We start from the raw sequence: 25,893 nt of genomic DNA, 5'->3' as shown, positions 1-25,893 counted from the left end.
CTCTAATCAAAATTAATGTCAGCGTCGGCCAGTGCCGGATGCTTCTGATCCTTCTCTGAAAGAATAGCATGAGAAGTTGGCCAATCAATCCCTAGTGCTGGATCATTCCACAGAATTCCACGATCATTTTCAGGTGAATAATACTCGTCTACCTTATACAGCACTTGAGTGTTAGGAACAAGCGTACAGAACCCATGAGCAAAACCCTTAGGCACCAGTAGCTGACGTCTATTATGTTCACTCAAGATTACCCCGACCCATTGACCGAATGTTGGAGAACTTTTACGAATATCCAAAATCACATCGTAGATAGCTCCAGAAAGCACACGAATGAGTTTGGTCTGTGCTTTAGGATTAAGCTGATAATGCAAACCACGAATCACACCAGCTTCTGCAGACAAGGATTGGTTATCTTGAATAAAAGCATGGTCTATTCCGTTTTCTTTCATGATCTGTTCATTGTAACTTTCCATAAAAAAACCACGGTGATCACCATGAACCACGGGTTCAATGATTTTTGCACCTGAAAGTACTTCCTTTATTATCATTCACGAAACCTCCAACATCTTGAGTATATACTTTCATTTATGATTACTATAAAATTAATAAGCACACTATATTGGGAGGGAATATGCTTTTGAATTTATCGAGAGTTAATAAAAATTTTGTTTGGTCCTATTTGGTTTTGACGTGGCTACTTATCCCGATTCTAATACTGTTTAAAGTCGATTCTTACTATATTTCCATATTATTCGGTCTAAATATTGCACAGTCGTTTGTCATAGGTGCTACATACATTTTACACATTAGTGGTATCTTAACATATGCCAAGAAAGAAATAATGGTGCAGTACCTAGCTTTTGGCGGTTATCTAGTTGGAATAATATTCATTTACGCCTTCCTTCAAAGGGAACATTTCATTTATTATTGGGACTTTTCAGCCTATTGGAATACATCCATACAATTTAATAACCTTTTAAGTACAGATTTTATAGCAGCTTCTAAACAAATCTATGCAAGCATTTTAAGAGATGATTATTCCGTTTTCCCAACAATCTTTCTCTCTTTACCATTAAAGTTCTTAGGTACAAGCTACATGAGCTATGTCTTGGCAATCTATACCTGCTTCTTGTATCCTTCTTGTTTAATACTTTTCTTATTATGTATCAAGATTGCTGATCAAATCCAGTTAAACACAAAATTGAACATTTTCATGATCTTTGTACTTACATTTACCTTTCCAATTATGATAGCTCCTATGTTAGGTGGATATCTGGATTCTATAGGACTTATTTTTATTTGCTTGTCGCTTGTTATCTTATTTAATAATGACTTTGAACGCTTAAATTTAAAAGCAGTTTTACTCTTAGCTGCTTGCTTGGTATTACTAACATTCACAAGAAGATGGTATGGGTTTTGGATCGTATCTCTTTTTGGCTCGATCAGTATCGCTTTTTTGCTCAAATGGATTCTAGAAAAAGAGTTTCGCTTCAAGCAGCTCTTGCAGGTTATTTTAAATTTTTTCATTATAGGATCTTCAAGTGCATTATTTCTTATTATATTCTTCAATGAATTTATTCAAAGAGCCCTAACCAATAACTTTAAAAACGCCTACTCAGCTTATTATTTTGGTGACGTCTTAAGTAACTTACAGAATTTATTTTATCATTATGGTGCCTTCATTTTTCTGATAGCTCTTGTTGGTTGCATAGGCTTGTTATTTATTAGTAAAACTAGGTATATATCAATCTTTCTAGTTACAAACTTGTTTATTACGTACTTTCTTTTTACAAGAATTCAAAGCTTAGCTTCTCAGCATTATTATCTTCTTACCGTGAACGTATTAATTTTATTTATTTGTGGCGTTATTCTTATTCTAAACTATTTGTCCAAGATAAAATATGCAAAAAATGTTTTCTTAGTTATTCTAGTTTATTTAGTCGCTTGTAATTTCTTGGTAACGTTCACTAATGTAAATGCACGTCCTGTTACCTATTTTTCTTCTTTATTCAGTGACTTTAAACAAACACCTAGAGTAAGAACAGATATACCTGTTTTAAAACAATTAACGACTTATCTTAAGGAAATCTCATCAGAGCAGCATAAAGTATATGTTCTGTCTAGCTCTGGAATTCTTAATGATGACATACTCAGACAGATTGAAATGCCTGACAATAGCAACGCTCTTCCATTTATGAATCTGACCCATCACGTTGATTTAAGAGATGGTTTTCCAGTGTCGTTTTTTGAGTCCGATTATGTCGTGATCGCATTACCTACACAATACCATTTAGGTGAAAGTGGTCAAAAAGTTGTAGGTATACTCGCAGAAGAGGTTATGAACGGATCTCTTAAAAATAATTATAAACCTTTAAAGAGCTATGCCCTTGATAATAACGTTAAAGCCATAGTCTTGAAAAAGACATCATCCATCACGAAGGAAAAAGTTGAACTAATACGTTCACAATTCAAAAAAATATACCCTGATAATCCAGATCTTTTCTAATTCAATACAGATGTCGATGCATACAAAAAAGCCCTCGATTTTTATTCGAGGGCTAATCGTTAAACAATCTTACTGGCAATTGTTGCTGTTTTATTAGAACTACCAGAACTAAATTTTTTGCCAATCAGGAAAGGTAAGAATCTATTAAATAGTTCAATAAAAAGAATACAACTTAAGAAGACAAGCAAGGTAGAAATAACAACAAATGAAATTCCATCTAAATACATATTTGTTGTAACAGAAAACTTCTCGTAAAAATTCACATTCTCCCAGAAGCTAAGTATTAATCCATGCAGACCAAATATAATTAAAGAGTTTTTACCAAAATAGGACAGTAAACTAGATGACTCAATTTTTTTGGATAAGTATATATAAAATATTAAACTAGCCAATACCGACAGATAAAATAATACAAAATTATGTCCATAGTAATTTCCTGACATGCCTGGTTTATCATTTATTAAAAATAATAAAAGACCCAGAAATCCCGCTGCGTAAGCAAAATATGGTTTGTTAATTCTAATTTTTTCAATAAAATATTGTTCATTCAATTTGAATATATAACCACAAATAATTAAAGAGGCTGCATTAATTGACGTGCCAAATGACCAAGGAAGTGCATGTGTGTCAAGCTTGCTTAAGAATGCACCAAGTATGGTTAGCAATATCCAAAATATATACATATAACTTCTTTTGGACGAAATTTTCAAGACCAAGTACGAAATGATCTGGGCTAAGAAGAGACAAGGTAGAAACCAAAGAGACATGTTTAGAATACCTAAGTGATCTCCATCTGCATATAAAAAAGTTTCAATAACAACCATTGGATCGAGCGTTCCGACAATCCCCATCCAATGCATCCAACCAAAATACAGTAGTGAGCATATATACAGAGTCGTATATGGTAAAAGGATTGTTTTGATTTTAGACCACAAAAAACTACTAAACTTATACTTCTGAAAATTAGAAGTAAACCCAGAAGCAAAAAAGAAAAGAGGCATATGGAAGGAATAAAAATAGCCTATAATAAAGCTCTTATCCATCATTTCATTACCTTTAAAACCATGGGGCACCAAATGTGAGAATACTAAAAAAATAATCGCCAATCCCTTTAGTACATCCACCCACTTTATTCTAGTTGGAAGAGCTTTTACAATTTGCATTTAAATAGACTCGCTTTCTTAATTATTTAGCATAAGGTATCTTTAGTTCTATGATAATACTAAGAAAACAGCTCATAACCCATTTCACTTACTAATTTGTTAGCAAGCATCAAAGAACTATGTGTTCCCGCATCAGTCCACCAGTTCTCTAAAATATCAAATGTAAGTTGATTTCGTTGAATATAAGCGTTATTAACATCTGTTATTTCATATTCTCCTCTTGCTGAAGGAGTCAAGGTCTTGATGATATTGAATACAGAGTGATTGAACATATAAATGCCCGTAACTGCATAATCACTCTTAGGAACCTCTGGCTTTTCTTCAATATTTACAATGTTATCGCCTTGTAGTTCTGGTACTCCATAGCGATTAGCATCAGGCACTTTATGAAGTAATAATTTCGCTCCTGATTCTTGAAGTTTGAATTTTTCAACAAACGATGATATATCATCTTTAAAAACGTTGTCCCCCAAAATAACAACCATCTTGTCATTGCCAACAAAATGCTCAGCTAAAAGCAAAGCCTGTGCAATCCCCCCGGCTTCATCTTGCACTTTGTAAGTCAGAGTAACTCCAAGGTCGACACCACTTCCTAAGAGATTGACCACATCTCCCATATGTTCTTTTCCAGTAACGATTAAAATATCATTTATATTCGCCTTTTTGAGTTTATCAATAGAGTAATATATCATCGGATATTTACCAATCGGCAACAAATGTTTGTTTGTAACTTTAGTAAGGGGGTATAATCTAGATCCAGTCCCTCCAGCTAATATAATCCCTTTCATATCTAAGTTCCTCCTATTGAAGCTCTTTTATAAGCAGCCCCATAATGGTTTTTGCACGAGCTTCCCAATTATTATGGACTACGAAGTTTTCCAGTTGCTCTTGATCATAAAAAGGGCGTTGTAGGGTATCTATATCCATTAGACATTTTCTTATTTCCTCTAAACTATGATATAGATAAATCCCTTCCTGATTTAAGAGCCTTGTTTCTTCGCTATCCACCGCTAATATCACTTTATTAAAACTCAAATACTCATAAACTTTTACTGGATTGATCGTATCAATTCTATCCGAATTCCTCAAAAAGGGGTATAAACAAATATCAAAAGCATCAATAATTGCACCAATTTCTGATTTAGGAACAGTCTCATAATATTTAATCCTATTATACTGTTCAAAATTATAATTCAGGTTATTTCTCCCAACCAAACATACAACAAATTTCTCATCAAAATCAGTAATAGCCTTAACCGCTTCTACATCAAACCAGTGGTCAATCGCTCCCACATAGCCAAAAATATAGTAGCCCTCTTGCTTTAAACGTCTCATTTCATCAGCAACCAAGCTATCTACATTTATGTTTAGTATAGCTGTATCCACAGCATTTTTCACTAAATAAGATTGTCTACACAATGTTTGAGAATGCTTATGCAAATGATTACTTGTAGAAATAACCAGATCCGCCTTGGCAAGTAATTCAAGTTCCCACTTTTCGAGTAATTTCTTCATTAATGCATTGTTAGTTAGAAATACATAGTCGTCCATTCGATCAAACACAATCTTCTTATTATTATTTGATTTAATAAGAGGATAAAAGACTGGACTTCCTAACCAAATGATATCTGCACTGGAAACTAGATCTTTCAACTGTCTTTTTTCAAACCATTGATTCAAATGGAATATGTCTAAGCTTTCAAAGCTTCTAGGGAATCTCAGACTGCCCGAAGGCCTGAATATTTGAAGACTATCATTAATGACTTGATTTCTTCTCTTATAATCTGAGTTCTGCCTTACAATACTATTAAGTATGCTAATGGAGGGTTCTACAAAGGTGATCTGAACCCCCGGCATTTTAGCAAGCTCTTCGGCCAAATGTTGCGGACGTTGTTTTAAATCATTCCAATAGATTGGAGAGAAATATAAAATTTTCATTTAACCGCTCCATACTAATAAAGGCGCCCCTTATTTTTTATAAAAGAGGCGCCTTTAAAGTTTTATTAATTATCTATATGCTCTTGCCAACTGTTTTCGGGAATTTATATCGTTTTCCTTCATTTGTATTAATTCTTCATACGCTTCAACTGTGTATTGTTTATACAGAATATCAATTTCAACGTCTCGATTTTTAGTCGGAATCTTCTGCAAATGATCTAATTCAGCTTTAACAATTTCGAGGTGATTCTTATCTGCCTCAATATCCGATTCCATCGGCGCATACAGATCCTTTTGCAATTGGTAATTAGTCAAAATACTGTTTCGCATTGTCTTTCTAACATGCTCAACAGTATATCGGGAGGTGTCCACATCATGAATGACCTTCATTTTAGGATTAAGACCAACCTTATAGCCGATTTCTCTCATAGCAAAAGATACAACAATTTCTTCTCCTCCAGCGTAATTGTTTCCTTTACGCCCATAGGCGCTTCTAAAGCCCCCAATTCGCATTAGCGCAGCATGTCTAACCGCAAAATTGGCTCCATAAGGGAACTCCCACTGAAAATTAGAATCGATAATTTCTTCGCCTTCCACTATAAGCTGGCTCCAGTATGCTTCAGTACCTGGTTTAACCACTTCAGGCCGTTCCTCATGTAAATTGAGTATGATATTCCCACCCATGACCCCGATATCGGGACGATCTGAGAACCCTCTGATGGTTTCCTCAAGCAAGTTAGAGTTTGCAATAGCATCATCATCAATATAGAGTATGACCTCTCCTTCTGCCCCAAATAAACCAACATTACGTGCAAAGGAAAGACCTTTTAATGGAGCCTCCATATATCGCAGGAAGGATTCGTCAATATTATAGGTTGCTCTGAAATCACGAACCAAATGATGAATCTCATCATTCAAATAATCATTATTTACAACGATAATTTCATAGTCTGCTTTATCCAACGACTGTTCTATGACAGATTTAATCGCATTCGATAGCTTTTCACTCCGCTGGTAAGTACAAATAATAACTGATAATCTCTTATTATAAGCGGGTTCACTTTCAATGACCGCCTCAATACGGTACAAGTGATCGTTCTTAACCTTCGTATTTATAAGAGAGAACAGAACTTCCGTATCCTGTGCAAAAAAGTCATAATTGCTATCTGTTTCATTATTCATTTTATCCTTTATTTTCAGATCCCACGGATAGTCAGCTACAAATGTATCTGTTGTATGCTCTGATTTATCTATAAGCAGTGCATACATAGACGATAAAGCATTAGAATCAATAAATTCAAAATCATGGACTTCGCCTGTTCTTATATATAAATAGCAAATAGGCGTTGCCAAATTAAGACCAATAATCGTATTCACTTCATCTCTTCCAACCACAGTATGTCCTTTAGCAAGAACATACTTCTTAAACTCACCAACTTCAGTAGCATCTCCCTCAATGATCCATACTAATGGGGTCAGATAAAAATCTCTTCTAAAATCATCAAGTACCATGAGTTTATATCTGTTAGAGGTGATGCCCAGTTCTTGATCTAAAGCGGTCAGTGACTTATCATGCCAGCGATAATCATATATAGGCTCATCGAACGTCACATGTTTGAGCTCAAATAGAGAGTTCACTCTCATCCAGTAATCATAATCTTCAAGGGTATGCTTATAACTAGAATAGTCACCCAATAACTGGGTTACCTTGGCCCTATACATAAAAGCTGCACCAATCGTATTGTTAGGATATACGTTTAACTCCAATGCAGACTTAGGCAGCATAACATTGCCACTGAACTGTGGTTCTTCATACCAGCCATGGTTGGAAATCACTTGACCAGCAGAGTCGATTAACCTCATGTTCGCATATACCATACCAATATTTTCATCACTTTTAAGATCAGCTACCATCTTCTCCAGGAAATTTTCAGGGAGGATATTATCTGCACTTGTCCACGTATGATATTCACCCTTGGCTAGTTTAAAACCTCTGGATAATGTTCTTGGTATTTTACGATTTTCCTGATGAACTACTCTGATACGATGATCTGCTTTAGCATACTCATCAATAATTTCTGCCGTTGAGTCTTTTGAACCATCGTTAATAATAATGAGTTCAAAATACTTGTAAGATTGCTGCAGAATACTATCAATAGCTTTTGATACATAATCCTCACCGTTATATACAGGAAGGACGACCGATATAAGATCCTTCTCAAATTTAATCTCGAACTTATCAAGCTCCAGAGAAAATGAGTTATCTTTAGATACTTTATAATTGTAAAATTTATACTCATACCAGGTTAATAACTGATTGTAATTCCCTTCATCTTTGCGTAGATCAATCGGCTGATCCCCCGCGTTCGTTCTTTTAAGCTTATGCGACACTTTAGATTTTATCTTTTTCAGTAAGATAGTGGTGCCATAACTTTTCCATACTCTATATCCCTTAAGAACATATATCATTTTGGACTTGTGTAAGATATGTTTAAGTTTATTCGCCATTTTCCACCTTTTAGAGTTATAAATATTGTGAATCTCTGTAGACAGTCTTCCATTATATTCTTCCAACTCACTGAACTGGGTGTTCAATTCATTATATTGACCAAATAGTTGTCTATATTGATGATTTAATATATCCAAGTTGTTTTTTTCATTATTATAATCCTGTGTAAGTTGAACATATTTCTGTTCTAATTCGTCTTTCTTTTCAGACAGAGATTTAAAATCTGCTGACATGCTACTTATTACATTTTCCTGATGATCTCGCGTTTGAATCAATGTGTTAATCTGATCCATATGCTCAACAATGTGTTGTTTTTGCTGCTCTATTTCTTGGCTTTGAGCATGATTATGAGCTTGTAATTCATTAAATTCATTATTCAGGCGTGTATGCCCTGCTCTATAAGCATGGTCCACGTCATCTTTTAGAAATCTGCTAATTACATCCATACACTTATCTATCGTCTCTCTTCCTTTAACCGGAAACATCTCTAAAGTAAATTTCCTTCTTTGTTGTATTAGTTGTTCATCTAAGATTGCATTAAGTAAGGTTTGTTTAATATTGCCGTTATCGCTCACAAAAGGAACAATGTTTTGCTGAACTATTTGTTCTTCCAAAGGTAAAATCCCCTCGAAAGATTCTGTTTGGGGATGTTGGAATATTACAATTGGAGTGTCCGTAAACAGCGCATCAAATATAGCCCCAGAGCCGTCAGACAATATCACATCAGCTTCCTCTATTAAATGAACAAGAGAAGCCTTGTGATCAAGCACATTAGGAATATGAGACTTAACTAGACTAACCCGATCATGCTCCAAAAAAGAAGTGCCATGATGCAATTTCACCTTCATATTAAAGGTATCTGACATTTCTTCAATATGGTTCATAACAAGCTCAATAGACGACTCATTCCCATACGTAGGCAAATAAAGCAAATTATATTTATCCGTTTCGCGCTTCTTCCTTTGAAATTTGGCGTATTTAATCATTCCTACGATTTCAGTCTGAGTGTACGCTGCCAGAACCGAGGAATCATACAGCCCATTACAAAAGATAAAATCGAAATTTCGACTCCATGTGTCTAAATTCCAGTTTGGCTTAGCCATTCCATACTGATATCTAAACTTATAATCGGACTTAACTTCCAAATAATAAGGAAGATAAGGATAAAAAGCTATTTTATATGCCTTGTCAGGTACAGAGCTTGTTAGAGTCACTTTTATACCATTGTTCTTCAAATAATGATAGGTATCTAAGGACATGTCTCCCCAATCTTCTTCTTCAATGTGAGGGACATAAATATCACAAACGATCTGCTTTCTTTCACACTCCTCAATTAAAGGCTTAATCGTTTCATATAAAACTAGATTGTGAATGACAAAAGCTATAGATCTGTTCATATTCACTGCAAAACCTCTTCCTTTCAGGCAAAAATCTTATACTTATTTTCTTAATTTCAGTAATGTCTCATTCAGTAAAGTCGATGATGTACTCTTCGTATAGGGAAAATAAATAATTTTCACTCCAACTTCCTTAAACTGCAACTCATACTGGTCCCAACGTTCATTTTGAAACCAATCATCACCAACGAACATTACGTCATATTTTAATTTTTGCCAAACCTCAAATTTATCCATGGAGTCCTGAGGAATTACAGTATCAACAAAGCTGATGTTTCTGACAATCTCAATTCTTTCCTCAAAAGGAATTACTGCTTTTTTATACTTATATGAAACTAACTCATCTGTTGTCACGCCAACAATGAGTTTATCACAGAGTGATTTAGCATTTCTCAACAAATTCAAATGCCCAATATGAAATAAATCGAAGACTCCGGAAGTATAGCCGATAATCATAAGATTTCTCCTAACGTAGTTAAATTGAAGTTAAACCATTTGTCGAATGTCGTTTTCCCTTCAATTTTCTCAGAAGATAGGACTCTTTCAAGTTGAACAGGAAAACCCACCTTTTTTCTGTTTACAATCTCTGCAGGGACAATATCTTTAAAAATTCTCTTGAGAGGAGCCTTAACAACCCCATCCTTCATTTTGTACATAGAGTTTACACCTGCAAGCCTTTCAATTAATCTATAGTCCAAGAAAGGGGATCTTGCTTCTACGGAATTTAACATTGAGGCACTATCCAGCCTTTTAAGTAACCCTCTCAAGTGGGCTTGCTGGAAGAATGCAGCTACGATTTTTTGAGGTGACTTTAACTTCATGAAAGGTGCCAAAGCGTCTTCTACAATCTCTATATCATCTTCAGATCCGTAGGTGTAGAGTTCACTAAAGGCTCGGATATCAAAGTCTGTAGCGCTACTAGCCCATCTGAAAATACGGTCATACCCAAAGAAAAGCTCATCAGCGCCTTCTCCGCTTAATATGACTGTATTTTTAGCAGATGCTTGCTGAGTCATATGATACAGTAACACTTCGTTGGGCACAGACAGAGGCTCTTTTTTTACAGTTATAAGCTCTCGAGCTAATGATAAAAAGTGATCAGGTTCAAACAATATCGGATGATGAATGGTATTGTATCTTGTTGCTGCGATTTCAGACCACTGAAACTCATTATAATCTTCAAAACCAACAGTCCAAGTATGCTCTACTTTGGCAAGTGCGGTAATAATCGTGCTGTCCAATCCCCCGCTTAGGTAACTTCCAATTTCAACATCTGCGATCTTACGGTACTCTACTGCAGAGCGAATTAGAAACTCAAGTTCCTCATCGGAAGGAGGTTCTTTTTCAGAGTAATCAATTTCCCAATATTTAATAAATTCGCCATTCTCGTAATAATATCCTGGTGGAAACTCTTTTATTTCATTATAGATAGTACGATCATTAAAAAAGCATCTCATCTTTTTATATTGTCTTACGGCTTCTTGATCTATAGAAATGTTGTGGACTAATGGGAGCAATGGAGCAATTTCAGAACTGAAAATGAACTCTTCCCCATATCTGTTGTAATAAAGCGGTTTTACTCCCATACGATCTCGTGCTACAAAAAATGATTTCTGCTGGACGTCTAAAACAATAAAACTGAACATTCCATTAAGCCAATTCAACATTTGGGGACCATATTGAATATAAAGCTTCAATAAAAGTTCAGTATCTGAGTTTGTTCTCATTCGAATTGAATAATTGGAGGCTAATTCTTTATAATTATAAATCTCTCCGTTAAATATAATCACATATCTTCCGTCATCAGAGAAAAAGGGCTGATCACTTCTCCGATCCAAATCTAAGATACTTAATCTGTTATGCCCCAGCATAAAGTTTTCACTCTGATATACACAAAGTGGGGCCGTAGGCCCCCGGTGTTTCATTATATTTAAAGAATTAAGAAATACTTCTTTATTTATGGCTACATTAGAAAACAAAATCCCACACATTTTATCACCAGCCTTAATTAATGACTTGCAAATCTATTGTGTTATCTACAAATATTAATCCTGGTACGTAATTATTCTCTGGCTTAGGAACCTCAAAAACAGCTGCTATACTTACGCTATCCAAATAAAGAGGCTCAAAAGGCTTAGGCTTCAAACCAATAGAAATGGTGTATTTACCACTTTCAGATAACAGATTACGGAAATTAAAGTTAACCTCCAGAATGCCTCCCGCTTGCATTTTCGGAACTAATTTTGCTTTATTATAGATATTCATGCCAAACACATCGACACCAGTATGGTTTCTAACCATGTAGCCAATGGTTCCCTCAGAATCTATATCTTTATAATATTGTGCCAATAAACGCAAAGTAACCATTTCGCCAAAAGGGACCTGGTTCACAACTTCTCCATTCACTAACAAGTCCGCTCTTATAAAGCGCGCATCTCCCGTTCCAGAACGAAACTCATTAGCACGTTTTGCAAAAGCAGGATCCTCTTCTAATAGCAACAGCGAACTCTTCTTATCTGTTTCGGAATTAACAAATACATCCAAAGATTGAACACGTTTCATATCTGCAATTTCCTGGTTAACAATGTTTTCATAAATTTGTGCTACACGTTTCACTGGACCAATTTCGACCATGTGTCCTTTATCAATCAGCAGCGCTGTATCACAAAAACTTTTAATGGTATCCATGGAATGTGAGACAAATAAAACCGTACTTTTTTTGGAGAGCTCTTTCATTTTGGTAATACATTTTGCCTGAAAATAAATATCTCCAACAGACAAGGCCTCATCTACAATCAAAATATCTGGATCAACATTGATAGCTACTGCAAAGGCTAAACGGGCAAACATACCACTGGAGTACATTTTGACTGGTTGATTAATGAAGTCCCCGATATCGGCAAAGGATACAATAGATTCAAGTTTACCATCCATCTCTATTTTGCTATACCCCATAAGGGTTCCGTTCAAATATATGTTTTCCATTCCTGTTAAATCCGGATTAAAGCCCGCGCCCAATTCCAAAAGAGCAGCAACTTTCCCATTCACTTTAATGCTTCCGTTGGTGGGAGTAATCACGCCTGTGATCATCTTTAAAAGAGTCGATTTTCCAGAACCATTTTTACCAATAATACCAATCGCTTGTCCTTTATTTATGGAAAAGGACAGGTCACTGATGGCCTTAAATTCAGAATGATACTTTTTTTTAAAGGGATGAACGGCCTCTTTTAATCGCTCATTGGGATTATCATATATTTTATATATTTTAGTGACATTATTAACTTCCACAGCAACTGATTCTGTTTGATTCATCATTTTCTCCTCACAATACATCTGCAAAATGAGATTTCATTTTCTTGAAAATTTTGATTCCTATAGTACCTGCGATAATCACAATAGCCCAAAAGTAGATCGTCATTGATGGATGCTCCCAGAACCATTTGTGATCAATAAAAGTATCCCGATATCCTTCGACGATATAAAAAACAGGATTTAGTTTAAAGAAAAACTGATACTTATCTTCAACAATATTTAAATTCCAAAAGATCGGCGTAAGCCAAAAGAATAGCTGAATAAATACCGCAACAACTTGACCAACATCCTTTACAAAAACAACTAATGTCGCTGTTATGTAAGAAATGGACAAGGAAAGAAAAATCGTGGCTAATAAATAATAAAGGATTTGAATGTTATAAATCGTAAATTCAACATTGTAGATTTTAAACATGATGAAAAGAACAATGATAAAAAATACATGTACAAAAAGAGCAGACAAAATTTTCACCATCGGCAGCAAACCAACTCGGAAAACAATCTTCTTTACCAAATAATTGTTTTCTATAATACTATTGGTTGCAGTTGCTAAGCTTTCAGAAAAGAATAACCAAGGCACCATTCCTGTTAATAACCAAAGTATAAAGGGAGTATCTCCAATAGGTACATTTTTAAAACCAACCTGAAATACGACCCAATAAACAAGTATAGATACCATAGGATGTATAAAAGCCCAGAGTACCCCCATAAACGAACCAAGGTATCTAGATTTAATATCTTTTTTAGACAATTCCCAGAGTAACTTTAAATTTTTTGATAAGTTTTCAGTTAAATTCATACGAGTGTGTCACGACCTTAAACATGGTTTGGTAAGTCTCTTACAATCAAACAGTGTAAAAATTTGGTAGGTTCTTTGTTGCGATATGGCTCTAACAGCTACGATATGCTAAAATGTTGACGTATCTACAAGAAAAGGAGATTGTAAACCTTGTCGAATCCAGTATACGGGAAACAGGCCAAAACGTCGACCCGTGACGATAAAAGGCCGGCTATGTTTTGGGTGTTAATTGTTGGCATGATTTTGTTTTTAGCTTGGGCTCCCTTCCAGGCTGCACTTTTTAATGGGCAAATGCTCGATTTTGAAAAGCCTCTCTATTGGGCTGTTATCATCGCCTCGATTCTGTTGATCCTGGCAATCGTATCTTATTATAAAAAATTCAAGCTGGAAGAGCAAAGGGATTGGCTGGCTGTATTAGTACTACTGCTTCCCCTGTCTTATGTGCTTTCACTGACTTCAGCAGCTTCGCATTACTTGGCCATGAATATGGTGGTGGTACAGTGCATATATGCCGCCCTGTTTATCATCTCAATCTATCTACTACAAGATCGCTTAGGCAATAAGATTATTCACAACCTGATTATGACTGTTGCTTATGTCATTGTAGGCTTTGGCTTTATTAACTGGTTCGGACAGTGGGTAATTGCCGGCAAGATGGTAGGCTGGTTTACCCAATATGTATATCAGTATCGTTATACCAATGCAGTTATGACAGATACAAATGGTCTCCGGCTGACATCCGTGTTTCAATATGCGAATACATATGCGGCCTTTCTAATGGCTTTTCTATTCGCTGCCGTTTTCTGTCTGATGAAATCAAAACTATGGTATGGCAAGGCTATTCACGGCTTCATGTTGGTACCTATTCTGGTCTCGCTGTTCCTGACCTTGTCACGGGGCGGTCTGGTTATGTTGCCTGTCGTATTCGTGCTGCTTTTGCTTTTCTTTAAACCAGCACGCCAAATTATATGGATTTTACATTGCGCCATTGCTGGTGTAGCGTCAATATCTATCTTGGCGCCAATTACAAATATGGGTTTACAACTCAACAAGACCTACAACGGCGGAGAGGCTGCGAAGGCTTGGGGGTTACTTATTGGTGTCTCCCTAGCTGTAGCTGTCGTACTGTGGCTTGTTGAACGTTATCTGGCACCGAAGTTAGAAAATGCCCTCAAAGGATGGGCCTCCCGCAAGTTATCCAACCTGTGGCTACCTGTCGGATCAGTTGTGGTGATTGGCTTGCTGGCTTTTCTGTTTATTGGAACTGGCCTGCGCAGCGTACTACCAGAAAACGTCCAGGTCCGGTTTGAAAATATCAATTTCCGGCAGCATAGTGTACTGGAACGACTTGTATTCTATCAGGATGCTGCCAAATTGATTAAAGATCATCCTGTTATTGGCACCGGCGGCGGCGGTTGGGCTACTTTATACGAGAAATACCAAGATTATCCTTACACAAGCCGTCAGGCCCATAACTTCTTCATGCAGTATCTGGTTGAAGTTGGTATTCTCGGTTTTGTAATTTTCATGTCATTTATCTTATATATTTTCTACAAATATATTCGTAACTATATTAGACAAAATGATGAAGAACGGGATTCTCACTTTCTGTATCTCATTTTGGCGCTTTCGATCTTACTTCATAGCTTGCTAGACTTTAATCTGAGTTACGTGTTCATGGGCATACTGGTATTTATGAGTCTCGGTGGTATGGCTGCTGCTATGGACAGCAAACCTCTTAGACGCTTGTCCATGAGTACTTCTGGTTTCCGAATCATGTATAGTGCAGTCATCGGCATTCTAAGCATTGTGGTGCTTTTTGCAGGTCTCCGCTTCGTGCAATCGGCCAATGCTGCCACATATGCCAAACAGATCATGGCGGTCAGCACATCTTTTGAGGAAATCCAAAGTGCCATTAATAAGGATCTTGAACTTCGCCCTACGCACCCAGATTCGGTTATAAGATTGGCTGCACTGTACAAGAATGTGTATGATCAAACGAAAAAAGAGGAATTTTATAATGCTGCAATAGAGGTACTTAATACGGGCCTGAAGGCAGAACCGTATAATAAAATCATGTATAACTCCAAAGTTAACCTTTTAAAAGCAAAAGGTGAGCATGAGCAAGCCTTCAGTATTTTGGAAAATAACATTTCCAACTTCAAATGGGACAATGACTGGTACAACATGTTGATTACTCAAGCTTACTCTATTGGTGATAAGGCACGTGAACAGAAGGACACCGCCAAGGAGCAGAAATATTTCCAAGCAGGCCTTGCTGCTTACCAGCAGGTTCTGGATGGGGTAGCTCATATTAAGACGGTTCCACCTGAAATTCAGTTGACACGTACTTTTGAGATAACTCCAGGTATTGCGCTCAGCACTGGCAAAATTGAATTCATGTCAGGCAAGCCTGCAGAGGCTGCCAGCATCCTGAAAAACGGTCTGAAGGACGATTTGAGTGATGCTACGAATCGTGAGGTCGCCCGCTACTATATCGCCGCTCTGCAACAGCAGGGACAGGATGACAAAGCATTGTACGATAAGCTGATTAAAGCTAATCCGAAGGAGAGGGAGCAAATTGCTCAGTTAAAATCGGAGAAATAGTATAGAAAAAGAGACTATCAGATGATGTTATATCATCCGGTAGTCTCTTTTTTATTTGGAGAAAGAGAGGTTTGGTGAGGTGTTTATTTTTGTTGATCAATATCTTCAATAACCTGTCTCATATAAGCCAGTACTTCATTCTTGATTTCGTTATGCTGTAGAGCATAATGGATCGTTGTTTCAATGAATCCCAATTTCTCGCCAACGTCATGGCGATTCCCGTCAAATTCGTAGGCCAGGATCGGATTCTTTTCTCCCAGTTTGGACAATGCATCCGTCAACTGAATCTCCCCGCCTACTCCCGCAGATTGCTGACCCAGGATATCAAAAATATCAGGCGTCAAGATATAACGTCCCATGATCGCCAAGTTGGAGGTTGCTTCTTCCTTCTTTGGCTTTTCTACCAATCGTTCCGCTTCAGAGATTTTGGAAGTAAGTGCATGACCTTCAACTATGCCGTAACGATGTACCTCGTTCCAATCCACTTGTTTTACACCTACAACAGAACGCTGATACTCATCGAACACGTCTATCATCTGTTTGAGGCACGGATTCTCAGACTCAACGATGTCATCCCCTAAAAGGACGGCAAAAGGTTCGTCACCGATAAACTTACGTGCACACCAGATGGCATGCCCCAACCCTTTAGGTTCCTTTTGACGAATATAGTGGATATCTGCCATCTCCGATGGTTTACGCACTTCATTGAGCAGATCCCATTTTTCCTTCGCAGTCAAATTATGCTCCAGCTCAAAGGAGTAGTCAAAATGATCCTCAATCGCCCTTTTGCCTTTACCAGTAACGATAATGATATCCTCTATACCAGATGCAACAGCCTCTTCAATAATATATTGAATTGTTGGTTTGTCTACAATGGGAAGCATCTCTTTAGGCATGGCTTTCGTAGCAGGAAGGAACCGGGTTCCTAATCCCGCAGCAGGAATAATTGCTTTACGGATTTTCATAGGTTAAAACTCCTTTTCAACAAAACTCACTAAATTATTCAATAATTCGATTAACGTTTGTAAATTGCTAATAGTTTATTATAGCACTTAGTCATTGCAATGTTATATAATTTAAGTAAACCATATTATAAACTAAAAAGAATAGAAATTTGAGTACCAGATATGCCAAAATTTGAGGAGAGAGTTCTTTGGATTCAATAATCAGTAACCCTGTTTTAACGTTAGTTATTCCCTGTTATAACGAAGAAGAGGTACTGCCTGAAACTATAAGCAGACTTACGGTCATTCTTGAGGAGTTGGCAGAGAGCCAGCTCATTTCTAAACATAGTAAAATGTTGTTTGTTGATGATGGTAGCCGTGATAAAACATGGGACATCATAGCATCATATAATCTAAAAAATCCTTTTGTCAGTGGTCTCAAATTGGCGAAAAATGCCGGCCATCAAAACGCCCTATTATCTGGGTTAATGGAAGCTAAAGAGACATCTGATTGTGTGATATCCGTTGACGCTGACCTGCAGGATGATCTCAATGCCATCCGAGAATTTATAATAAAGTTCAAAGAAGGTTATGACATCGTATATGGGGTTCGAAAAAGTAGAACCACCGACACATTCTTCAAGCGTTCAACAGCCCAAGGCTTTTATCGTGTTATGAGTAAAATGGGAGTCAATATTGTATACAATCATGCGGATTACCGTTTAATGAGCAAAAGAGTTCTCCAGGAATTAAGCAACTTTAAAGAGGTAAATCTCTTTTTACGTGGTCTAGTTCCGTTAATAGGTTATAAGTCTACTGAAGTTTATTACGATCGACATGAACGCTTTGCAGGAGAATCCAAATATCCTTTAAAGAAAATGCTCGCTTTTGCTTTCGATGGAATCACTTCATTTAGTATAACCCCAATCCGGCTTATCTCAGCGGTAGGTTTTGCAATGTTTGGCATAAGCTTATTAATAGCTGTGTATACCATTATTAGTAAGCTCCTTGGAACCACTGTCTGGGGCTGGTCTTCTTTAATGTTGTCCATCTGGTTCATAGGTGGTCTGCAACTTGTAGCACTGGGGCTCATTGGCGAATATATCGGTAAAATATATAAAGAGGTAAAACAAAGACCCAAATATATTATTGAGACCCTATTAGATTCCCAGAGCACCCTAGATACTGAAAACACAAAAAAAGTGAAAAATAGTGAGAGGGAAGCTGTGGCTGTCCAATAAACAGATGCGAACAGGTGACTAATTTGACTTTATTTCAGAATAGCTTTTTCCGTTTTCTTGTCGTAGGTGTCCTAAATACAATATGCGGCATGTCCGTCATGTTCCTGCTCTTTAATACTTTAGGGACTAACTACTGGTTATCGACCTTTATTGGTAATTCTGTAGGTGCCACTGTAAGCTATTTCTTAAACAAAAGATTTACTTTCAAAAACAATGCAAGCCATGGACAGACCATTTGGAAGTTTGTCTTTATCATATTGATATGCTATTTACTATCGTATTGTCTCAGCTATCTAATCAGCCACTTCCTGATCTCAAGTCTGAGTATTAAAAACAATGCAATTTTAGGCAATCTGTCCATCCTAATCGGGAATATCTTCTATACTTTAATTAATTATGTCGGGCAAAAATTCATTGTTTTTTCCAAAAAAACGAAAGTCCAGAAAGTATAACAATACGAGATTCATAGTATTTCAAATGGACTTATTGATAAAAATAGGGTATGTGCTCTCAAAGCACATACCCTATTTTTTCTTTTTCTACGTTCGAATATCAAAATAAATAACTGTGATAACCTATAGCATCCTTTTACTTCACCAGCTGCCCACGTGTAACACCCAACTGATTCGTCGCTTTCAGCGTCTTCCATACTTGTGTTCCACTGATTTCTCCGCGCAGGGCACGGTTATAGAGATCAATAACCTCATGCACTTGCTCCGGTGTCTCCTCCAAAAATTCCACGCGGTAACGGGACACGCCCAGCTCCAGGAAGTTGGACAGATATTCCGCGCCGGATTGCTCAATCGCGTTGTACACCGTGTTGCGGCAGCCTTCATCCACACGGACCGGATGAGACATACCAATTCGATCACGCAGGGATGCGCGATGGTCCTCACATGGACGTCCACAGTTAGTGTAGTCGGTGCCTTCACTCATAAAGGTGCAGTATACGCAATGTTCAGTATGGAACATTGGCATATGCTGCTGGATCACGATCTCCAGCTTATCAGTACGTGTACGTCTGAGCATATCGACCATTTGCTGAATGTTCAGATCGTACGAAGGCGTAACCAGGTCGCAGCCGGAATCCAGGAACAGATCAGCCGCTTTATGGTTGGCTATGTTCAGCGAGAAGTCACCAATCAATTGCGGGTGATGTGCGTCCGGGTTCTCCAACCGATGTCGCAAGTAGAAATACAGTGCCCCTGGATTGCGTACCAACACAGCATCCGGCTTCAAGCGCAGGATGTTGTTGTGGTAGCCATTTTCACCCGGCATGTGAATACGCGGGGTCGCCAGCGCAATTCGGCGGCCTGCAGCGTGCACAGCCTCTACGGCTGCCGGGAATTGCTTGATGAACTCGAAGTCGGCGTAGATGAATTCCACGCCGGCCTCGAGCGCAGCCTCCACCTGAGGGAGGCTGCGGCACAACGCGGTCAGCTCTGCCTGACCGCGTGCCACAGACGATGCCGGAGCCGATGCATCGTCATACACCTCGACCGCCCGTTTCGTGTACACGGGCGGTTTGGGACGCTCGCCCGCGAGCAGTTCCACCGCCTGACGGCGGATACCGTTCAGCTCGCGCATCGGCACGATGACGTCCCCATGCAGATGGACGTCCAGTTCTTCCAGCTGGAACACCGTTCCGCCCAGTCGGCCGAACTGCTCTTCGAGCAGTTCATGCGTCATCGGACGCTTCTGGGCAATTTCGAGCTCCAGCTCGGAGTCCACGCGGACCGTTGTGCCTTTCTGCACGTCGGTCCACCATGTCGACAGCGGCTGCCCTGGGGAGCCGCTGACCCGCACATGTACCGGGAAGACCCGGTACGGCTTGTCCGTGTCGTACGACTGGCGCAGACGTTTGTCCAGCGCTGGGTCGTTGGTCTTCCAAATGCGGTCGCCCACGTGCACACGGCGCAGATCCACATCGTTGCGTCCCGCTACGATGTCGATGATCCAGCCTTCTCCGGCTTCGCCTTCAATCTTCACGCCTTTGCGGCGGATATCGTATACGCGTCCGCCTTCTTCTTTTTGCGTGGGATCTCCCGCATCGAATACAATCCCATCGCCACGCTTGAGCGGGGCATCAATACGGCATACTACGCCATCACGAAGGATTTGTTCCACTCGGCCCAGATACACCCCACGGCTTTTCGGAAACGTACCGTCAACCAGCTTCTTATTATTGGTTCCTTCGAGAAAACCGTGCGTAAAGCCGCGTGAAAAGCTCTGCTGCAGCTCGCGGATATCTTCTTTGCTGGTCTTGGACGTATCGCCATCAAAATACTTATCAATGGCCTTGCGGTACTTGCTGACCACATTTGCCACATATTCAGGTGTTTTCAGTCGCCCTTCAATTTTAAAAGAAACAACACCCGCGTCGATCAGTTCAGGCATCAAGTCAATCGCTGCCAGATCCTTAGGTGACAGCAGATACGTCACATCTGCCATTGGTTTCTGCTCTCCATCCACCATCAGATCGTAAGGCAAACGACATGCCTGTGCACACTCACCACGGTTAGCAGAGCGGCCGCCCCACATTTCTGAAGTCAGGCATTGGCCAGAATAAGATACGCATAACGCTCCATGTACGAATACCTCCATTGGAAGTCTCGCCTGATCGCCTATCTTTTGGATCTGTTTCAGGTTGTTTTCGCGTCCAAGCACGACCCGTTCCATATTGTACGGCTTTGTAAACTCTACCGCTTCCGGCGAAGTGATCGTCATTTGGGTAGAACCATGAATCGGAAAATCCGGTGAAATGTCGCGGATCATTTTCACCAGGCCCATATCCTGGACAATTAAGGCATCGACTCCAGCATCAATACAGGCATCGACCAGCTCCTTAGCGTCCTCCAACTCGTTTTCAAATACCAATATATTGAATGTTAAAAAACCTTTAACCCCATAGCTATGCAAAAACGCCATAATTTCAGGCAGTTCCTCCATGCGGAAATTATTCGCCCGTGCTCGTGCGTTGAACTTTTCCACCCCGAAAAAGATCGCATCAGCCCCGTTTGCCACCGCCGCACGCATACAATCCCAGTCACCGGCTGGTGCCAGAAGCTCAACATCTTCTCTTCGTACTGCTGATTTCATTATTGCCCTCCCCATATGCTGAAAACGAATGATCCCCCGAGGAATAATCGTTGTTTTCAGGGCAGCTATGCTGCTTACTTGGTAATCTCATGGATGTTCCATAGACTCATTCCAAAGCTGATCATGGTCAGGGGAATGGAAGCCTACTAAGAATCATATTTTAAATCCTATCCGTCTCTATCATCTTGTCCGATCATCCACACACTGAACCATCGGTTCCTCGCGTGAATTACATCCAACTCAAAAAATCCGCATCACAAACATCTGCGGCAGAATCATTCTTATCTTGTAACTAATCTAGTGTACCAGACTGCGACCTAAGCTTCTACACTTTCCAAGCGATTCCTTTAAAAAATAATACTAAAAACACCTCCAATCCCGTCAAGCGGTGCTTTGGAGGTGAGTCATCCTATCATTAACTAGGCAAACCTATACTTCGCAAGCATTTCTCCCCAGGGTGATATTCCCTTCTCCCTGAAGCCTGATTTACTGTATAGCTTTCTAGCTAGTTCATTGTCTGGTTTATACCCAATCATGATAACATCCGTCCTATCACTGGCTTTCCTTATTTCGTCGATAACCAGCAACATCGCATTGTAGCCATAACCTTGACCTTGAAATCTTTCGTCAATCATAAATCGGTAAACCCAGTAATTTCCGTCATCCGGGTCTAAACCATACATTGTAAAACCAATTAATTCGTCATCATTATAAATTGCTTTAGATAAAAATCCATCTAAAAACTGACATTCCGCAATCGAAAAAAGGTTAGATACCATAAATCTTTTTTGCTCAGGTGTCGGTTCAAGTTCGGCACATGCTTCCCAATTATGTTTGTCGACTGCTTTTAGCGTAATCATTTTGGATTCCTCCTATACGGGGAAATCCGTATAGACTTCCCTAGTGCTTACTTCACTCATTATAAGATTGGCGGTATTTGGCGGGCGCCAGTGAAGCGGGCCATTTGAATCCGAAGAAGCGTCAGCGCTCGTAGGCTCAAATGGCACGCGTAGCGCTTCCCCCACAACCTCGCTAATCTTTTACCTACACCTTCTACTTCACAAAATTAAACGAATTTAACGTCGAATCCAGTGCGTTAGACTGTACAGCCGTGTTGTTCGCATCATTTAATGTTGTTGTCACAGTATACGTTTTTCCGTCACGTTCCAAAACCAATTGGTGGCCCGTGTATCCAATGCCTTCCTCTATACGATGGAATGTAAAGGACACTGCCGGAACACCAGCAAACGTTACGTCCTTAACTTCCTCAACTTTGAGGTTTTTGTAGTTCTTTGCTTGCTTATCATAGAAGTCCTTGAGCTGGGATACCGTTAGTTCAAATGATTGGTCGTTGTCGATTTTGATGGAAAAACGTCCTCCGGTAAACTGGTACTCTACATCACCCAATTCAAATTGATCGCTAATCGCGGTCCAATATCGTGGGATATTCACCGTATATTCATAGGCTTTTGACGTCTTTTTGACCGTTTTCGTTTTGTCCGTCAAATAGTCGTCTTCTTCCAACTGTCCAAAGTTACTTGCTACGGTTTGAAAATCGATTTGAAGCGAGGAAATGAGCGCATTGAACTGATCATTTCCTTTGCTTACTTTTTCAGGCACTGCGTATTCAGCCAAATAGCGGTATCCATTTTGCTGAATCAGCACATTGTACTCTTTGACCCATCCATCGCCAAAATTATAGCGGTACTCCTGTACTAATCCTTGAACGCCTGCAACCTCCAGCGGATACGTCTTCTGTGCCTCATAAGCCGTAGACACAAATGAATCGCTCAGCCATTTTTGCAGTTGCTGGCCCCAGTTCTCCAACTTTCCATCCGCTGGAGCCGAGGTTATTTTCATGCGGAAGCTCGATCCATCATTACTTTCATATTGCATCCGTTGATCGTCCATTTTCCAGCCTGCGGGTATGCTGAGTGACACACCGTAGTCTGGATTTCCGGCCTCGCGTGTGCCTCCTACGACAGTGGACAAGTCTTTAATACTTTTATCCTGCGCATTAAAAGAGGTCTTGAAGGAATTTAACAGTCCCGCATACTGAGCCAGATCTTTATAATTCGTTGCTTTAGCATCGGAAAAATAAACTACATACAATCGCCCGTTATCATAGTACTGACGATTTTCCCACAGTACGCCGTCCCCATCCTTCGTAATGACACGAGCATAAGGTACCTTCGCTTTCGGGAAGGATTTTCGATCGATCACAGTTTCTCCCGTTTCCTTGGCTGCCTGCACTAATTGTTGCAACAGATCGTCCGCATTCAGTGGAACCGGCTGTGACGCTGTGTGCACCTCCATATAGTAGGCACTGTTCTCATCCATAAAAGTGGAGATACTCTCATCTCCACCTCCCTGACCGATGACGAGACCTGTTGGATAGTTCATAGACCAGCCATAGTAACTGTTCCCGATCTGCGTCTTGCCCTCATCATTATCAATGTTCGGTGTCTCTTCAGCTACCGTGCCCGCCTCTTCTTGTGCTTCCATCCGGATAGTGATTCCGGCGCCGTTCTTCTCCAACTTACCGCCAAGCCCTTCTGCTACTTGACGCAGAGGCACCATGAGAATACCTGATGACATTTCCGGTGGAGCTGGAAGTGTCACCTTGTGACCTCTCACCCAAGCAGTACGGCTACCAATGGTCAGCGATACAACATGAGTTCCGCTAGTGATTTTAACCACATTATCTTCAGCCAATCGAATTTTGCTGTTAAATGCCTTTTTAAAAATACCAGCTGGAACCATCAGTGCACCACTTTTTGAATATGGCTTCGTAATATTGGCATTATGGCCGTTCACGATGGCTGTATTGCTGCCGCTTTGCAACCGCAATTCCAGCATGGTTTTATCATGATCTGCTGCAACTGCTGGCAAAGCGGAAAGCAGAAGGGACAATGCGACAGCGCCGACCCCCAGCTTACGCATCATTTTTCTTTGAATATGCTTCACAGTAAATCTCCCTTTAGCTTTATTTTATAGATTCAAGTGCCGTAATTGTTCACTTTCCAGTAGTTGCCCCTTGAGCTGGCTCCGATGTTTCCTTAGGAAGCGCTACGCCGCCATCTTCAGCGGCCTCCGAACCGTTCGAATCTTCACCATCTTCTCCAGACTGAATGGACTCATAGATTTCACCATTATCCTGTGTCAGTACTAGCTTGCGCTTCACAATATCACCGTCCGACTGCATTAGTACACTCACCGTTTGACCTGGTTGATAGTTTTTAAGCAGCTCATTGACATCAATGGCCGAAGCCACACGCTTACCGTTAATGCTATACAGCTCATCGCCTTCCTTGATTTTGGCCTGAATGGCATTGGCTGAGGTAATTTTCGTAACTTTCAGAGGGTCCTCGGTAGGTAAACCAACGATAGCTGACCAGCTCTCTTCCAGACTCAGACCAAGACTGGCGCGCCGAACCTCTCCGTATTTGAAAAATTGGCCGATGACATATTTCACCGTATCCGACGGAATCGAAAAGCCCATATTTTCAATGCCGACCGCCGAGAATTTCATCGTATTGATTCCAATGACCTCACCCTTGAGATTGACCAGCGGACCGCCGCTGTTACCAGGATTGATCGCGGTATCACTTTGGATCAAACGATAAGCAGCGTTGACACCACGGTTCAGCCCGCTAACAACACCTGAGGTTGCCGAATTGCGAAGTGAAAAGGATATAGGCGTACCAATAGCCACTACCTGCTCACCTACCTGTAGACTGTTCGTTGAAGCTGCCAAGGTGGCGGGTTTGAGGCCGCTTGCCTTGATTTTGACTAATGCCAAATCACTGATCGGATCGCTGTAGCTGTCGGTGATTCCGTAAGATTTTCCGTCCGAGGTTACGACCACGGCATCACCTAATCCTTCGATAACATGTGCATTCGTCACAATCCATCCATCGGTACGAATGATAACACCCGTGCCGTGAGCCAGGTTGTATCGATCTCCTCCTGCTACGGTCTCTCCCGTGGCTGAACGGCCAATGATACCGACCACAGAAGGAGATACATTTTTAACCACCTGCGGCACACGATCGGCCGATAACGTATATGTACCATTTGCGCTGTTATATGCGCCGCTGGTTCCTAATGCTTTATTCATATCGCTTACATTAACATAGACCCCACCATTAATGACTTTGGCCTTTAACGCAGTCCCACTGCTGGCTGCACCTGCCGTTCCAGAAATACATAGAGCGCTGCCCAAAGCCAGAACAACTGCCCTTTTCCCCATCTTACGCATATACTCACCATTTCCTCTCTTACATGACCCTGTTCTATCAGTTAGTCCAAATCTACCATAGAGGGGACACGTATACAATCGCTTTAAGCCCTATCTTTTTCTAAAAGGCGCCGTTTG

Annotated in this window: 18 protein-coding genes; 4 read left to right on the top strand and 14 right to left on the bottom strand. The window is 39.9% G+C overall.

What is annotated here, in order from left to right; genetic code table 11:
* Positions 1 to 2: 2 nt before the first annotated feature.
* Positions 3 to 548: a dTDP-4-dehydrorhamnose 3,5-epimerase gene (gene rfbC, locus MHB46_RS17305; protein WP_069290496.1), complete on the bottom strand. Its 546-nt coding sequence runs from the start codon at positions 546 to 548 to the stop codon at positions 3 to 5.
* Between the two features lie 83 nt (positions 549 to 631).
* Here rfbC and MHB46_RS17300 point away from each other — a divergent pair, with 83 nt between their 5' ends.
* On the top strand, positions 632 to 2,506 hold the full coding sequence (locus tag MHB46_RS17300; protein WP_341162964.1) for a hypothetical protein: 1,875 nt from the start codon (positions 632 to 634) through the stop codon (positions 2,504 to 2,506).
* 59 nt (positions 2,507 to 2,565) lie between these two features.
* On the opposite strand, the gene MHB46_RS17295 is transcribed toward MHB46_RS17300, so the two are convergent.
* From MHB46_RS17295 to MHB46_RS17260, 8 genes are all read right to left on the bottom strand, one after another.
* Complete coding sequence (locus MHB46_RS17295) at positions 2,566 to 3,669, bottom strand: acyltransferase family protein (RefSeq protein WP_341162963.1); 1,104 nt, start codon at positions 3,667 to 3,669, stop codon at positions 2,566 to 2,568.
* Between the two features lie 59 nt (positions 3,670 to 3,728).
* Positions 3,729 to 4,457 (bottom strand): sugar phosphate nucleotidyltransferase, encoded by a 729-nt coding sequence (locus MHB46_RS17290; RefSeq protein ID WP_061831721.1) that lies wholly within the window; start codon positions 4,455 to 4,457, stop codon positions 3,729 to 3,731.
* Positions 4,458 to 4,470: 13 nt separating this feature from the next.
* A complete protein-coding gene (locus MHB46_RS17285) occupies positions 4,471 to 5,607 on the bottom strand; it encodes a hypothetical protein (RefSeq protein ID WP_341162962.1) in 1,137 nt (378 codons plus the stop codon).
* A 69-nt stretch (positions 5,608 to 5,676) separates the two neighbouring features.
* A complete protein-coding gene (locus MHB46_RS17280) occupies positions 5,677 to 9,513 on the bottom strand; it encodes a glycosyltransferase (protein WP_341163763.1) in 3,837 nt (1,278 codons plus the stop codon).
* Between the two features lie 42 nt (positions 9,514 to 9,555).
* On the bottom strand, positions 9,556 to 9,969 hold the full coding sequence (locus MHB46_RS17275) for an adenylyltransferase/cytidyltransferase family protein (protein WP_013312205.1): 414 nt from the start codon (positions 9,967 to 9,969) through the stop codon (positions 9,556 to 9,558).
* Positions 9,966 to 11,504 carry an asparagine synthase (glutamine-hydrolyzing) gene (asnB, locus tag MHB46_RS17270; RefSeq protein WP_341162961.1) on the bottom strand — a complete coding sequence of 513 codons (1,539 nt, stop codon included), beginning with the start codon at positions 11,502 to 11,504 and terminating at the stop codon, positions 9,966 to 9,968. Before asnB ends, MHB46_RS17275 begins: the two co-directional genes overlap by 4 nt.
* Positions 11,505 to 11,517: 13 nt before the next feature.
* A complete protein-coding gene (locus MHB46_RS17265) occupies positions 11,518 to 12,825 on the bottom strand; it encodes an ABC transporter ATP-binding protein (RefSeq protein ID WP_028542103.1) in 1,308 nt (435 codons plus the stop codon).
* A gap of 10 nt (positions 12,826 to 12,835) precedes the next feature.
* A complete protein-coding gene (locus tag MHB46_RS17260; RefSeq protein ID WP_235306448.1) occupies positions 12,836 to 13,624 on the bottom strand; it encodes an ABC transporter permease in 789 nt (262 codons plus the stop codon).
* A gap of 150 nt (positions 13,625 to 13,774) precedes the next feature.
* Between MHB46_RS17260 and MHB46_RS17255 the strand changes: the two genes are divergently transcribed.
* Positions 13,775 to 16,231, top strand: coding sequence for an O-antigen ligase family protein (locus MHB46_RS17255; protein WP_341162960.1), 2,457 nt, complete (start codon positions 13,775 to 13,777; stop codon positions 16,229 to 16,231).
* Between the two features lie 83 nt (positions 16,232 to 16,314).
* Here MHB46_RS17255 and galU read toward each other — a convergent pair whose 3' ends face one another.
* The gene (gene galU, locus MHB46_RS17250; protein ID WP_341162959.1) at positions 16,315 to 17,196 is read right to left on the bottom strand and encodes a UTP--glucose-1-phosphate uridylyltransferase GalU; all 882 of its coding nucleotides are present in this window, start codon (positions 17,194 to 17,196) and stop codon (positions 16,315 to 16,317) included.
* A gap of 188 nt (positions 17,197 to 17,384) precedes the next feature.
* Between galU and MHB46_RS17245 the strand changes: the two genes are divergently transcribed.
* The gene (locus tag MHB46_RS17245) at positions 17,385 to 18,416 is read left to right on the top strand and encodes a glycosyltransferase family 2 protein (RefSeq protein ID WP_076294076.1); all 1,032 of its coding nucleotides are present in this window, start codon (positions 17,385 to 17,387) and stop codon (positions 18,414 to 18,416) included.
* Positions 18,417 to 18,430: 14 nt separating this feature from the next.
* The gene (locus MHB46_RS17240; RefSeq protein WP_257785374.1) at positions 18,431 to 18,868 is read left to right on the top strand and encodes a GtrA family protein; all 438 of its coding nucleotides are present in this window, start codon (positions 18,431 to 18,433) and stop codon (positions 18,866 to 18,868) included.
* A 136-nt stretch (positions 18,869 to 19,004) separates the two neighbouring features.
* On the opposite strand, the gene MHB46_RS17235 is transcribed toward MHB46_RS17240, so the two are convergent.
* The 4 genes from MHB46_RS17235 to MHB46_RS17220 form a co-directional block, all read right to left on the bottom strand.
* A complete protein-coding gene (locus tag MHB46_RS17235; RefSeq protein ID WP_340933343.1) occupies positions 19,005 to 21,515 on the bottom strand; it encodes a U32 family peptidase in 2,511 nt (836 codons plus the stop codon).
* Positions 21,516 to 21,934: 419 nt separating this feature from the next.
* Complete coding sequence (locus MHB46_RS17230) at positions 21,935 to 22,375, bottom strand: GNAT family N-acetyltransferase (protein ID WP_165177605.1); 441 nt, start codon at positions 22,373 to 22,375, stop codon at positions 21,935 to 21,937.
* Between the two features lie 193 nt (positions 22,376 to 22,568).
* Positions 22,569 to 24,482: a stalk domain-containing protein gene (locus tag MHB46_RS17225; protein WP_069080807.1), complete on the bottom strand. Its 1,914-nt coding sequence runs from the start codon at positions 24,480 to 24,482 to the stop codon at positions 22,569 to 22,571.
* Positions 24,483 to 24,531: 49 nt separating this feature from the next.
* Positions 24,532 to 25,776 carry a S1C family serine protease gene (locus tag MHB46_RS17220; RefSeq protein ID WP_053326213.1) on the bottom strand — a complete coding sequence of 415 codons (1,245 nt, stop codon included), beginning with the start codon at positions 25,774 to 25,776 and terminating at the stop codon, positions 24,532 to 24,534.
* Positions 25,777 to 25,893 lie beyond the last annotated feature (117 nt).

Origin of the sequence: Paenibacillus sp. FSL H7-0703 (assembly GCF_038003485.1) — a bacterium.
In the GTDB taxonomy this organism is placed as follows: Bacteria; Bacillota; Bacilli; order Paenibacillales; family Paenibacillaceae; genus Paenibacillus; species Paenibacillus polymyxa_B.
This window is presented reverse-complemented; position numbering and strand designations above follow the sequence as displayed.

What these genes read in the sequence shown, in the direction of transcription:
- MHB46_RS17220 (WP_053326213.1), bottom strand. Translation starts at nt 25,776, where the DNA reads ATGCGTAAGATGGGGAAAAGGGCAGTTGTTCTGGCTTTGGGCAGCGCT.
- MHB46_RS17290 (WP_061831721.1), bottom strand. Translation starts at nt 4,457, where the DNA reads ATGAAAGGGATTATATTAGCTGGAGGGACTGGATCTAGATTATACCCC.
- MHB46_RS17260 (WP_235306448.1), bottom strand. Translation starts at nt 13,624, where the DNA reads ATGAATTTAACTGAAAACTTATCAAAAAATTTAAAGTTACTCTGGGAA.
- MHB46_RS17300 (WP_341162964.1), top strand. Translation starts at nt 632, where the DNA reads ATGCTTTTGAATTTATCGAGAGTTAATAAAAATTTTGTTTGGTCCTAT.
- MHB46_RS17285 (WP_341162962.1), bottom strand. Translation starts at nt 5,607, where the DNA reads ATGAAAATTTTATATTTCTCTCCAATCTATTGGAATGATTTAAAACAA.
- MHB46_RS17295 (WP_341162963.1), bottom strand. Translation starts at nt 3,669, where the DNA reads ATGCAAATTGTAAAAGCTCTTCCAACTAGAATAAAGTGGGTGGATGTA.
- rfbC (WP_069290496.1), bottom strand. Translation starts at nt 548, where the DNA reads ATGATAATAAAGGAAGTACTTTCAGGTGCAAAAATCATTGAACCCGTG.
- MHB46_RS17230 (WP_165177605.1), bottom strand. Translation starts at nt 22,375, where the DNA reads ATGATTACGCTAAAAGCAGTCGACAAACATAATTGGGAAGCATGTGCC.
- MHB46_RS17265 (WP_028542103.1), bottom strand. Translation starts at nt 12,825, where the DNA reads ATGAATCAAACAGAATCAGTTGCTGTGGAAGTTAATAATGTCACTAAA.
- MHB46_RS17280 (WP_341163763.1), bottom strand. Translation starts at nt 9,513, where the DNA reads ATGAACAGATCTATAGCTTTTGTCATTCACAATCTAGTTTTATATGAA.
- galU (WP_341162959.1), bottom strand. Translation starts at nt 17,196, where the DNA reads ATGAAAATCCGTAAAGCAATTATTCCTGCTGCGGGATTAGGAACCCGG.
- MHB46_RS17235 (WP_340933343.1), bottom strand. Translation starts at nt 21,515, where the DNA reads ATGAAATCAGCAGTACGAAGAGAAGATGTTGAGCTTCTGGCACCAGCC.
- asnB (WP_341162961.1), bottom strand. Translation starts at nt 11,504, where the DNA reads ATGTGTGGGATTTTGTTTTCTAATGTAGCCATAAATAAAGAAGTATTT.
- MHB46_RS17275 (WP_013312205.1), bottom strand. Translation starts at nt 9,969, where the DNA reads ATGATTATCGGCTATACTTCCGGAGTCTTCGATTTATTTCATATTGGG.